The 12,190-nt window shown below is 52.2% G+C and carries 9 protein-coding genes; 4 read left to right on the top strand and 5 right to left on the bottom strand.

Features of this window, described 5'->3' with window-relative positions:
• Nucleotides 1-5 precede the first annotated feature (5 nt).
• From fsa to argE, 5 genes are all read right to left on the bottom strand, one after another.
• Nucleotides 6-668: a fructose-6-phosphate aldolase gene (gene fsa, locus OGY06_RS11440; protein WP_003825157.1), complete on the bottom strand. Its 663-nt coding sequence runs from the start codon at nucleotides 666-668 to the stop codon at nucleotides 6-8.
• A 245-nt stretch (nucleotides 669-913) separates the two neighbouring features.
• A complete protein-coding gene (locus OGY06_RS11435; RefSeq protein WP_063941749.1) occupies nucleotides 914-1,774 on the bottom strand; it encodes a helix-turn-helix transcriptional regulator in 861 nt (286 codons plus the stop codon).
• A 151-nt stretch (nucleotides 1,775-1,925) separates the two neighbouring features.
• Nucleotides 1,926-3,659 (bottom strand): phosphoethanolamine transferase CptA, encoded by a 1,734-nt coding sequence (locus OGY06_RS11430; protein WP_003825142.1) that lies wholly within the window; start codon nucleotides 3,657-3,659, stop codon nucleotides 1,926-1,928.
• Nucleotides 3,660-3,869: 210 nt separating this feature from the next.
• A complete protein-coding gene (ppc, locus tag OGY06_RS11425) occupies nucleotides 3,870-6,521 on the bottom strand; it encodes a phosphoenolpyruvate carboxylase (RefSeq protein WP_003825139.1) in 2,652 nt (883 codons plus the stop codon).
• 269 nt (nucleotides 6,522-6,790) lie between these two features.
• On the bottom strand, nucleotides 6,791-7,942 hold the full coding sequence (gene argE / locus OGY06_RS11420; RefSeq protein WP_003028848.1) for an acetylornithine deacetylase: 1,152 nt from the start codon (nucleotides 7,940-7,942) through the stop codon (nucleotides 6,791-6,793).
• 155 nt (nucleotides 7,943-8,097) lie between these two features.
• Between argE and argC the strand changes: the two genes are divergently transcribed.
• The 4 genes from argC (at nucleotide 8,098) to tnpA (ending at nucleotide 12,081) form a co-directional block, all read left to right on the top strand.
• A complete protein-coding gene (argC, locus tag OGY06_RS11415; RefSeq protein ID WP_003825135.1) occupies nucleotides 8,098-9,102 on the top strand; it encodes an N-acetyl-gamma-glutamyl-phosphate reductase in 1,005 nt (334 codons plus the stop codon).
• A gap of 10 nt (nucleotides 9,103-9,112) precedes the next feature.
• Nucleotides 9,113-9,886 carry an acetylglutamate kinase gene (argB, locus tag OGY06_RS11410; protein WP_003028854.1) on the top strand — a complete coding sequence of 258 codons (774 nt, stop codon included), beginning with the start codon at nucleotides 9,113-9,115 and terminating at the stop codon, nucleotides 9,884-9,886.
• Between the two features lie 108 nt (nucleotides 9,887-9,994).
• Complete coding sequence (gene argH, locus OGY06_RS11405; RefSeq protein WP_003825132.1) at nucleotides 9,995-11,365, top strand: argininosuccinate lyase; 1,371 nt, start codon at nucleotides 9,995-9,997, stop codon at nucleotides 11,363-11,365.
• A gap of 257 nt (nucleotides 11,366-11,622) precedes the next feature.
• Nucleotides 11,623-12,081 carry an IS200/IS605 family transposase gene (tnpA, locus tag OGY06_RS11400; protein WP_057069660.1) on the top strand — a complete coding sequence of 153 codons (459 nt, stop codon included), beginning with the start codon at nucleotides 11,623-11,625 and terminating at the stop codon, nucleotides 12,079-12,081.
• The last annotated feature ends 109 nt before the right edge of the window (nucleotides 12,082-12,190 follow it).

The following is a 12,190-nucleotide window of genomic DNA, read 5'->3' as shown; positions in this document are numbered from 1 at the left end:
TTCCCTCACAGGTTGATGTGACCAAATGCGTTGTTCCAGTCCTGCTCAAACTTCTCTATTGCTGACTCTACCGCAGGGGTATTGAGCATTTGTTGCGCTACGTCTAATGGCAGGGTGATAGCTTCACATCCTGCCAGTAAGCAATCCAGCGCCTGACGCGGGGTTTTAAAGCTGGCTGCCAGTACCATGCTGTTTGGCGCATGCAGTTCCAGTAACGTTTGCAGTTCCTGTACAGTGCGAATTCCGTCGCCGCCCTGCGCGTCGATACGGTTAACGTAAGGTGCGATATATTTAGCTCCCGCCAGCGCAGCCAGTAGCCCCTGAGAAGCACTGTAAACCGCGGTTCCTAGCGTGGTGATGCCCTCTTTTTTCAGCATCTTAATCGCGGCCAGACCTTCGGATGTCACCGGGATTTTCACTACCAGACCGGGCACCGCGTTGCTCAGGCGTTTGGCCTCTTCCACCATGCCCTGCGCGTCTCGACTCATGGTTTGGGCAAACAAAATACCCTCTTCGCCGATGGCGTTTTGCAGGCGTGGCAGTACATCCCAGATGGATTCTTTGCTTGCCGCTACAATGCTTGGGTTGGTGGTGACACCCGCGATAGGGAAGATGCGTGCCAGACGTTCAACTTCCGCGACGTTGGCGGTATCAAGGTAAAGTTCCATATAAAACACCCTCTTTGTTTTCTATTAGCAGCCCGTTGCCGGGATGCTTTGCTGTAAACAGGATAAGAGTGTTTGGTTAAGCTCCGCTATCTGACAAATTTGCCAAAAGCTGGATAAATGTAATGTATAAATAAAAATGAGAGATACTTCACATATCAGTTTTAGGTGAGTTTATTCTGGTAATGTGGGAAATAGATTTCTATTTGTATATTACAAAAATCCAGTGAATGTTGTTTTTGTCTTCTTTATTGCTGGCGGATATCTTTCTCCGTCAATTGGCTGTGGTACTGCCGACGGTATTCTGATGGCGAACGTTCGGTATTTTTGCGAAACAGGCGGCAGAAGTAGTTGCTGTCAACAAACCCACAAATGTGCGCCACCTCTTTAATCTTCAATTCGTAACCCTTCAACAGCGTTTTTGCGTGTTCCAGTCGCGTGTGGTTCAGGTATTCGTTAAAACCGATAGCGCCCGTTTTTTGAAAAAGGTGGGAAAGATAATTGGGTGAGATGTAGAACGCCTGCGCGACGGATTCTCGGGTGAGCGGTGAAGCGTAGCGTTCGTCAATATAGTTGCGAATGGCTTCGAAAAGCGCCTGACTGCGTGATGCGGTTTGGATCTGGCTGCCGAGCAAATCGCGGCAGTGGCTCAGCAAGCTCGCAACGATTAGCCTGGCGGTTTGCTGCTCCTGCGGCTGCATCTGCATTTCATTGAGCGTTTGCAGCAGAAATGAGCCAATACGCGGTCCACGCCGCGCGACGTGCTGACGGGTAAGGTTTTGATATTGCTTACCGTCCCACTGCACGATGCTAAAACCCAGTTGCTGTTTGCCAAATAAGATACTGAGCGTGGTCACCGGTGTGAGCCACTGTGGAAAGTTCCAGCCACCAGCCGGAACGAACAAGGCATCGTAAGGCTGTAACGTCGCGGATGCGCCAGCAACACCGTTATCGGTGAATTCACCTTCCAGCACAATCTCCAGTCGGGGAAAATCGACCTGATACGCCAGTTCCGGCGTTGAGCTACTGGTGCTGGCAAAGTAAATCTGGCGCAGCGGCGTGGGGCCGTTGATCAGGCGAGAGAGCAGGTGGCTGATGTCGTGATACATGTTAATCCCTTGCAGGCAGCAGACAGGGAAACAGTAACGTTGAAAACAATCGCCCTCAAGTGATTATTGCCGGATGGCGGCTAATGCCTTATCCGGCCTACAAGTCTTTGCGAGCTGTAGGCCGGATAAGCGTAGCGCATCCGGCAGACTGTTACTGATTACCGATTTGATCGCCGTAAGGCAGGGTATCGTAATCAATCAGGGCATTCTTTTTGTACGGGTTGCCAATCCAGCGGGTCGTCTCTTTGAACTGCGGGCTGGTAATGGCACGAGTTGGATCGAAACCATCATAGGTGAAGCCCGCTAAATCAGACCAGGTGTGGATAAGCTCTGAGCTGCTGTATTTACGATTCACATCCTGTGAGAAGTCACGCGGGTGTGCAGCCTGCCATTTTTCCGAGGTCCACAGCAGGAACGGCACCGTATACATATGACGCGTTGGGTTGTCTTCATTACGACCCTGCGTTTTATGCGGCGGCGTATCGTATACCTCTTCTCCATGATCGGAGAAGTACAGCAGGAAGCCGTTCGGATCGGTCGCTTTATAGTCTTTGATCAGACTGGCAATGATATGGTCATTGTAAACATTCGCGCTGTCGTAATCGTTGTAAGCTTCCAGCTCATCGTCACTCAGGCCAGCGGGCACATTGTCGATATTATTGTCGAACTTACCCTGACCATCCGGATAGCGGAATTTGTACTTAATATGCGTTCCCAGCAGGTGCACGATGATGAACTTTTTCGGTGCAGGGTCAGCCAGTACTTCTTTAAACGGTGCCAGCACGTTGCTGTCATATTCGCGTGCACTTTGTGTACGCTGCTGGTTCATATAGAACTGTTTATCCGTCTGCTTAGAGAACACTGTCAGCATGGTGTTGCGGGCAGTCATCGTCTGCTGATTGGTGATCCAGAAGGTTTTATAACCTGCCTGTTTCATCATGTTCATCAGGGACGGCTGAGTCAGATACAGATCCGGGTTCTTCTCGTTAGCGAAGGTCAGCGCCTGCTGCAGGATTTCAATGGTGTACGGACGGGAGGTCACGACATTATTGAACACGGTGAAGTTAGGATCGGATTTATGCAGCGCATCCAGTTCCGGCGTTGTTTCGCGTGGGTAACCGTACAGGCTCATGCGGCCACGTTGCGTTGATTCGCCAATCACCAGTACCAGCGTACGCGGTGCATCACCTGAGCTGTCTTTAAAGTTGGCCAACGGCGGTAGGGCATTGTTCTCATTCAGCAGGCTGTTCAGCGCGGTCAACTGCTGACGATACTGATAATAACCGGAGATGAATTGCCATGGCGCAGCTGGTTCCATGCGTGAGGCGAGACCATTCAACGTTTTTTCAAATGGTTTATGTTTGATAAACGTGTTCACCGTCATCGGATGCAGAATCAAACCGTATAACAGTGCAAACGACACCAGATAGCGCCAGGGTGATGGAATATGCACAGGACGCAGACGTGTCCATAGCAGAATTGCCGCAGCTGTATAGGCCAGCGCAATTAAGACAATCTTCAGACTGAAATATTGGCTCAGATATTCGCTGGCTTCGTTCGCATTGGTTTCAAACATTACGTACAGAACGCTTTGCGAGAACTCTTGTCCGTAAATGACGTAATAGCTTAGAGCAGCCAGCGAGGCCGCCCATAGCATTACGCCAATGACGGCAGCAATAACGCGGATACGGTTTGGAAATAAGAATACCGGAATCAACCACAGCGAACTGAACAGTAAGGAGTCGCGTAAACCATTAGTTCCGCTATAGCCGGATAAGAGAATAACGACCTGGAGTAAACTGGAAAAAAAACAAAAATAGAGGAGCGCCCAACCCAGGGCTTTCCAGCTAAATTTAGGTTTAGACTGGGGGTGTAAGGATTGCATAATGTAAGCCTGTCTTTAATTGTAGCGCCAAGAGTAGCACTTAAACATTAAGAGGAACTGAAGCATCACGATCTTAGGATCGTGTTTTGCCATCTATATATTCATTTAGTGAATATATTCGAGGGGGAATATATTGAAAATGAAGTGGTTGTAACAGCGGTTTTTGCCGTCGCCTCCGAATAATAGCACGAAGGCGACGGGGGAGGGATGTTAGCCTGTATTACGCATACCAGCGGCGACACCAGCGATTGTGACCATCAATGCTTGTTCCACGCGAGGGTCCGGTGCATTGCCTTGCTCTTCCGCCAGGCGTGAGCGGTGTAACAGCTCTGCCTGTAATACGTTCAGCGGGTCAGTATAAATATTTCTTAACTGAATGGACTCGGCAATCCACGGCAGGTCGGCCATCAAATGTGAGTCGTTGGCAATCGCCAGTACGACATCGATATCTGCTGCCAGGCGTTGGCGTAGCTCTGCACCCAACGGCCACAGATCTTTTTTGACCAGGCGCTGATCGTAATACTCTGCCAGCCACAGGTCTGCTTTCGCGAAAACCATTTCCAGCATGCCAAGGCGTGTGGAGAAGAATGGCCAGTCGCGGCACATGGCTTCAAGTTCGCTTTGCTTGCCGTCTTCAACCACTTTTTGCAGCGCGGTACCTGCACCCAGCCAGGCCGGGAGCATCAGGCGGTTCTGCGTCCAGGCGAAGATCCACGGAATGGCGCGCAGAGACTCTACCCCGCCGGTCGGACGGCGTTTTGCCGGACGTGAACCGAGCGGGAGTTTACCCAGTTCCTGCTCCGGTGTAGCTGAGCGGAAATAAGGGACGAAGTCTTTGTTTTCACGCACATATCCACGATAGAGCTCGCAGGAAATATCGGAAAGTTCATCCATGATATGACGCCAGCTATCTTTCGGTTCTGGCGGTGGCAACAGGTTGGCCTCCAGAATGGCTCCGGTATACAGCGACAGGCTGCTGATGGTCACTTCCGGCAGGCCGTACTTAAAGCGGATCATCTCCCCTTGTTCTGTCACGCGCAGACCACCTTTCAGGCTGCCCGGCGGTTGAGAGAGTAGCGCTGCATGGGCAGGCGCGCCGCCGCGACCAATGGAACCACCGCGACCGTGGAACAGCGTCAGTTCGATACCGGCTTTTTCGCAGGTTTTGATTAGCGCGTCCTGAGCCTGGTATTGCGCCCAGGAGGCCGCCATCACGCCCGCGTCTTTTGCGGAATCAGAGTAGCCAATCATGACCATCTGTTTGCCCTGAATAAATCCGCGGTACCAGTCGATATTCAACAGTTGCGACATGACGTCATCGGCATTGTTGAGGTCGTCCAGCGTTTCAAATAGCGGAGCGACCGGCATAGCAAAACCAATTCCGGCTTCTTTCAGCAGCAGATGCACGGCCAGCACATCCGACGGAGTTTTCGCCATCGAGATAACATAGGCGGCAATGGAGCCATATGGGGCTTCGGCAATGACCCGACAGGTGTCGAGCACTTCGCGGGTGTCGTTGCTCGGTTCCCAGTTACGCGGCAGGAGCGGACGCTTGGAATTCAGTTCGCGGATCAGGAAAGCCTGTTTATCCGCTTCCGACCAGTTTTCGTAGTCGCCAATGCCCAGATAACGGGTCAGTTCGCCCAGGGCTTCAGTATGACGGGTGCTTTCCTGACGAATATCAATACGCACCAGCGGTACACCGAAACACTTCACGCGCCTAAGGGTGTCGAGCAATTCGCCATTGGCGATAATGCCCATGCCACAGGCCTGTAGAGACTGGTAGCACGCGTATAGCGGGTCCCAGAGCTGTTCGTTTTGGGTGAGAAGTCCCGCAGGTTTCGGCAATTTCTCGCCTTTCAGACGGGCTTCAAGCCAGGCCTGGGTTGCCATCAGACGAGAACGCAGGGTTTTCATCAGATAGCGATAAGGTTCAGCTGCACCTTCTTCGCCTACCAGCGCCATCAGCTCCGGCGTGGCATCCACCATCGACAGCTCAGAAATCAGAAACTGGATGTCTTTCAGGAACAGGTCTGTCGCTTTCCAGCGGCTAAGCAGCAGCACGTGACGGGTGATATCTGCCGTTACGTTCGGGTTACCATCACGGTCACCTCCCATCCAGGAAGTAAATCGAACCGGGACAAAATCAACCGGCAGCTTATAACCCAGATGCTCTTCCAGTTGTTCATTCAGCTCGCGCAGGTAGTTCGGCACACCTTCCCACAGGCTGTTTTCAACTACCGCGAAACCCCATTTGGCTTCATCAACCGGGCTTGGGCGCAGCTTGCGGATCTCATCCGTATGCCAGGACTGAGCAATGAGCTGACGCAGACGGCGCATCAGTTGGTTGCGTTCATAATCGACGAGGTCTTTGTTATCAAGCTGCTTGAGGCAGGCGTTCACTTCACCCATTTTATGGATCAGCGTACGACGAGTGATCTCGGTCGGGTGGGCGGTGAGTACCAGCTCCAGAGAGAGTGATTCTACGGCTTTCTTGATGGTGGCGTCATTGAGGTTGGGCTGCTCTTTCAGTTTACGCAGAGTGCGAGCAATCACTTCCGGGTTGCTGGCTGCTTCGCCTTTTGGCGAAATGCTGTGGTATTGCTCGGCGGTGTTGGCCAGGTTCAGGAACTGGCTAAATGCGCGGGCAACCGGCAGCAGCTCGTCGTTAGACAGATTTTGCAGTGTGGTGAGCAATTCCTGGCGATTAACTTCATTGCCAGCGCGAGATGATTTGGACAGCTTACGAATTGTTTCTACGCGATCAAGAATGTTCTCTCCCAGCGCATCCTTGATGGTCTCTCCCAGCACTTTGCCGAGCATACTGACATTACTACGCAACGCGGAATATTGTTCGTTCATATTAACCCAGACACCCCATCTATTTTGAATATGTCCTGTATCTTTCGCGCCTGACTATCACGCGAAATCTTGCGGACTTAACTTTTTAGCCGTCTTTTATAAAGCCACGTAAAACACGTGACGTCAATTGCTGCGAAATCGGTTCAGCAAACGAATAAATGCCGTGAATTTACGTTATTTAATTCACATCCAATCAAATAAGCGTTGCTTATGGAAATGTTAAAAAATCACCCCGCTTACCACTTAAGGATTAGCGGGGTGACAAGTAGTTAATGCCAGCAAAAATGATGCACAACCTGGGTGATTAATTCGCGAGTTGGCTTAATAAAGCGTGTTTCCAGATATTCATCCGGCTGATGCGCCTGATTAATAGAACCTGGACCCAATACCAGCGTCGGGCAAAGCGTCTGGATAAATGGCGCTTCGGTGCAGTAGTTCACCACTTCAGTCTGTGCGCCCAGCAGTTTCTCAACCACCTCTACCAGTTGATGGTCAGGCGGACACTCATAGCCTGGAATCGGCGGATGCAGTTCCGATACGGTCAGGCGACCCGGCCAGCGTTCGCTGACAGGGGCCAGCGCTTCGTTAAGTAACCCATTGAGATCGTTTAGCGTCATACCCGGTAGCGGTCGAATATCCATATGCAGTTCGCAGCAGGCGCAGATTCTGTTGGCGGCGTCGCCGCCGTGGATGTGGCCCAAATTTAACGTTGGATACGGAACGGTAAAGGCATCATGGTGATAGCGCGCTTTCAGGTCATCGCGCAGATGCATGATATGGCCGATGGCATCATGCATCAGTTCAATCGCATTAACGCCACGTGCCGGATCGCTTGAATGACCCGATTGTCCCAGAATGCGTATCGCATTAGAGATATGACCTTTGTGTGCACGAACCGGTTGCAGTGAAGTGGGTTCGCCAATAATCGCGCAGTCTGGGCGCAGAGCAGTGGTTTCAGAAAAGTAGCGAGCTCCCGCCATGCTGGTCTCTTCGTCAGCAGTGGCCAGAATGTAGAGGGGCTTTTTCAGCTTTGTGACGTCGACATCACGCAACGCGTCGAGGATAAAGGCGAAGAAGCCTTTCATGTCCGCCGTACCCAAACCATAGAGCTTATTGTCATGTTCGGTCAGGGTGAACGGATCGCGCGTCCAGCGTCCATCGTCAAAGGGTACGGTATCGGTATGACCCGCCAACAACAGACCACCAGCGCCCTGTCCAATGCTCGCCAGCATATTGAATTTATTTCGCGTATCGGGAACCGGTTGGACCTCCACATTGAAGCCTAAATCTTTAAACCAGCCCGCCAACAGAGTGATTAAACCTGCATTGCTTTGATCGAGCGCTTCTTCGGTAGCGCTAATCGATGGCGTGGCAATCAGAGCGCGGTAAATCTCGATAAATGGCGGTAAATTGTTTTTCATTGTTGACACACCTCGGGTCATGATAGTATCAATATTCATGCAGTATTTGTGAATAAAAATACATTAACGTTGAGCGTAATAAAACCCACCAAGTGTAAGGTGAGGTGATAAAGGCTTATACCTGGCAACAGAATCTAAGAAGGTGAGCAGCCCCGATGTTGAATACGCTGATTGTGGGCGCCAGTGGCTATGCCGGCGCAGAGCTTGTGACCTATGTAAATCGCCATCCTGATATGACCATAACCGCTTTGACCGTCTCAGCGCAAAGCAATGATGCAGGAAAATTAATCTCCGATTTGCATCCGCAGTTGAAAGGCATTGTCGATTTACCGTTGCAGCCAATGTCAGATATCAGCGAGTTTAGCTCAGGGGTGGATGTTGTGTTCCTCGCAACGGCTCATGAGGTAAGTCATGACCTGGCGCCGCAGTTTTTGCAGGCCGGTTGCGTGGTGTTTGATCTCTCTGGCGCGTTTCGCGTAAATGACGGCGCGTTCTATGAGAAATATTATGGTTTTACCCATCAGCATCCCGACCTGCTGGAGCAGGCAGTTTACGGGCTGGCGGAGTGGAACGCGGACAAGCTGAAAGAAGCGAATCTGATTGCTGTGCCGGGTTGTTACCCGACGGCGGCGCAGCTTTCGCTGAAACCACTGATTGACGCCGGACTGTTGGATCTCAGCCAGTGGCCGGTAATTAATGCGACCAGCGGCGTGAGCGGCGCGGGCCGTAAAGCGGCTATCTCTAATAGTTTTTGCGAAGTAAGCCTGCAACCGTATGGCGTGTTTACCCATCGTCATCAGCCGGAAATCGCCACTCATCTGGGGGCTGAAGTGATTTTCACCCCACATCTGGGCAACTTCCCGCGCGGAATTCTGGAAACTATCACTTGCCGCCTTAACGCGGGTGTAACTCATGCTCAGGTAGCTCTGACGCTGCAACAGGCGTATGGCGATAAACCGCTGGTGCGTCTGTATGACAAAGGGGTTCCAGCGCTGAAGAATGTGGTTGGATTACCATTCTGTGATATCGGGTTTGCCGTACAGGGTGAACACCTGATCGTCGTGGCGACGGAAGACAACTTATTGAAAGGCGCGGCGGCACAGGCGATGCAGTGCGCAAATATTCGTTTTGGCTTTGCCCAAACGCAGTCTCTTATTTAAGGGTGCAACAATGAATCCATTAATTATCAAGCTGGGCGGCGTTTTACTGGATAGCGAAGAGGCGCTGGAGCGCTTGTTTACCGCACTTGTGAATTACCGTGAGTCGCACCAGCGTCCGCTGGTCATTGTGCACGGTGGCGGCTGCGTGGTCGACGAGCTGATGAAGCAGCTGAATCTGCCGGTGAAAAAGAAAAATGGTCTGCGCGTCACGCCTGCCGATCAAATTGACATTATTACCGGTGCCCTGGCGGGAACGGCGAATAAAACCTTGCTGGCCTGGGCGAAAAAGCATCACATCGCGTCTGTTGGTCTGTATCTTGGCGATGGCGACAGCGTAAAAGTGACGCCGCTCGATAAAGAACTGGGTCATGTTGGGCTGGCGCAGCCGGGTTCGCCTAAACTGATTAACACGCTGCTGGAAAGCGGTTTTCTGCCGGTAGTGAGCTCTATTGGTGTCACTGATGATGGTCTGCTGATGAACGTGAATGCCGATCAGGCTGCAACGGCGCTGGCGGCAACGCTGGGTGCGGATCTGATCCTGCTCTCTGATGTGAGCGGTATTCTGGATGGCAAAGGCCAGCGCATTGCCGAAATGACCGCAGCGAAAGCGGAACAGCTGATTGAACAGGGCATTATTACCGATGGCATGATCGTGAAGGTGAATGCGGCGCTGGATGCCGCGCGTACGCTGGGCCGTCCGGTGGATATCGCCTCCTGGCGTCATGCAGAGCAACTTCCGGCGCTGTTTAACGGCACGCCAATTGGTACGCGTATTCTGGCTTAACTATTAATGTGCCGGATGGCGGCTTCGCCTTATCCGGCCTACGTGGGTTTTGTAGGCTCGGTAAGCGCAGCGCCACCGGGCAAAAATATCATATTAAGGAAATTTGTTATGGCACTTTGGGGTGGGCGTTTTACACAGGCAGCAGATCAGCGGTTCAAACAGTTCAACGACTCGTTGCGTTTTGACTACCGCCTGGCAGAACAGGATATTGTTGGCTCTGTGGCCTGGTCCAAAGCGTTGGTAACAGTCGGTGTACTGACCGCAGATGAACAGCTGCAGTTGGAAGAGGCGCTGAATAACCTGCTGGAAGAGGTTCGTGCGAATCCTCAGCAGATTTTGCAAAGCGATGCCGAAGATATTCACAGTTGGGTGGAAGGTAAGCTGATTGATAAAGTCGGCCAGCTTGGTAAAAAACTGCATACCGGGCGTAGCCGTAATGACCAGGTCGCGACCGATCTCAAGCTGTGGTGCAAAGACACGGTTATCGAATTACTGTCGGCCAATCGTCAGTTGCAAACTGCGCTGGTGGTGACGGCGGAGAATAACCAGGACGCCGTCATGCCGGGTTACACCCACCTGCAACGTGCGCAGCCGGTGACGTTTGCTCACTGGTGTCTGGCCTATGTTGAAATGTTGGCGCGTGACGAGAGCCGTTTGCAGGATGCGCTCAAACGCCTGGACGTCAGTCCGTTAGGCTGCGGCGCGCTGGCGGGTACGGCGTATGAAATCGATCGCGAGCAGTTGGCGGGTTGGTTGGGCTTTGCCTCGGCAACGCGCAACAGCCTGGACAGCGTTTCTGACCGTGACCACGTGCTGGAGTTACTCTCCGACGCCTCTATCGGCATGGTACACCTGTCGCGTTTTGCTGAAGATCTGATTTTCTTTAACACCGGCGAAGCGGGCTTTGTTGAACTCTCCGACCGTGTGACTTCCGGTTCATCTCTGATGCCGCAGAAGAAAAACCCGGATGCGCTGGAGCTGATCCGTGGCAAATGCGGTCGCGTGCAGGGTGCGCTGACCGGCATGATGATGACTTTAAAAGGCCTCCCACTGGCATACAACAAAGATATGCAGGAAGACAAAGAAGGGCTATTCGACGCGCTCGACACCTGGCTGGACTGTCTGCATATGGCCGCGCTGGTGCTGGATGGCATCCAGGTGAAACGTCCGCGTTGTCAGGAAGCGGCGCAGCAGGGTTATGCTAACGCCACTGAGCTGGCGGATTATCTGGTGGCGAAAGGCGTCCCGTTCCGCGAAGCGCACCATATCGTGGGGGAAACGGTGGTCGAGGCGATTCGCCAGGGCAAACCGCTGGAAGCGCTGTCGCTTGCCGACTTACAAAAGTTCAGCCAGGTGATTGGCGATGACGTTTACCCGATCCTCTCGTTGCAATCGTGTCTGGATAAACGTGCAGCGAAAGGTGGCGTGTCGCCGCAGCAGGTTGCGCAGGCGATCGACTTCGCGAAGGCACGCCTGTAGGTCGGATAAGGCGAAGCCGCCATCCGGCACTGTGCGCCGTTCTGCCTGATGGCGCTACGCTTATCAGGCCTACCAAACCATAACCCGGCCGAGCTTTGCGACGCCGGGCTTTTTGTGCACAGAAAACCCCCAGCTAGGCTGGGGGTTCCGGAAAGCTTTCAGCTTTGGGCCAGTTATTAAAACCCCTTTTGATTTGTTAAAACACCTTGCGGTCTGGCAACTGCAAGGGTTAAACAAGAAATCAAAAGGGGGTCCCAATGGGGGACGAAAAGAGCTTAGCGCACACCCGATGGAACTGTAAATATCACATAGTTTTTGCGCCCAAATACCGAAGACAAGCATTCTACGGGGAGAAACGTAGGGCGATAGGCAGCATATTAAGAAAGCTGTGTGAGTGGAAAAACGTGCGGATCCTGGAAGCGGAATGCTGTGCAGATCATATCCATATGCTTGTGGAAATCCCGCCCAAAATGAGCGTATCCGGTTTTATGGGTTATCTGAAAGGTAAAAGCAGTCTGATGTTGTATGAGCAGTTTGGTGATATGAAGTTTAAATACAGGAACAGGGAGTTCTGGTGTCGTGGGTATTACGTAGATACGGTGGGTAAGAACACAGCAAGGATACAGGAATACATAAAGCACCAGCTTGCAGAGGATAAAATGGGCGAGCAGTTATCGATCCCTTATCCGGGTAGCCCGTTTACGGGCCGTAAGTAACGAAGTCTGATGCAAATGTCAGATCGTATGCGCCTGTTAGGGCGCGGCTGGTAACAGAGCCTTATAGGCGCATCAGAAAAACCTCCGGCTATGCCGGAGGATATTTATT

Source organism: Citrobacter sp. Cpo147, assembly GCF_030332405.1.
In the GTDB taxonomy this organism is placed as follows: Bacteria; Pseudomonadota; Gammaproteobacteria; order Enterobacterales; family Enterobacteriaceae; genus Citrobacter; species Citrobacter portucalensis.
This window is presented reverse-complemented; position numbering and strand designations above follow the sequence as displayed.

Bases quoted from the DNA above. Each gene is read 5' to 3' on its own strand.
- argC (WP_003825135.1), top strand. From the start codon at position 8,098: ATGTTGAATACGCTGATTGTGGGCGCCAGTGGCTATGCCGGCGCAGAG.
- argE (WP_003028848.1), bottom strand. From the start codon at position 7,942: ATGAAAAACAATTTACCGCCATTTATCGAGATTTACCGCGCTCTGATT.
- ppc (WP_003825139.1), bottom strand. From the start codon at position 6,521: ATGAACGAACAATATTCCGCGTTGCGTAGTAATGTCAGTATGCTCGGC.
- OGY06_RS11430 (WP_003825142.1), bottom strand. From the start codon at position 3,659: ATGCAATCCTTACACCCCCAGTCTAAACCTAAATTTAGCTGGAAAGCC.
- argB (WP_003028854.1), top strand. From the start codon at position 9,113: ATGAATCCATTAATTATCAAGCTGGGCGGCGTTTTACTGGATAGCGAA.
- tnpA (WP_057069660.1), top strand. From the start codon at position 11,623: ATGGGGGACGAAAAGAGCTTAGCGCACACCCGATGGAACTGTAAATAT.
- fsa (WP_003825157.1), bottom strand. From the start codon at position 668: ATGGAACTTTACCTTGATACCGCCAACGTCGCGGAAGTTGAACGTCTG.
- argH (WP_003825132.1), top strand. From the start codon at position 9,995: ATGGCACTTTGGGGTGGGCGTTTTACACAGGCAGCAGATCAGCGGTTC.
- OGY06_RS11435 (WP_063941749.1), bottom strand. From the start codon at position 1,774: ATGTATCACGACATCAGCCACCTGCTCTCTCGCCTGATCAACGGCCCC.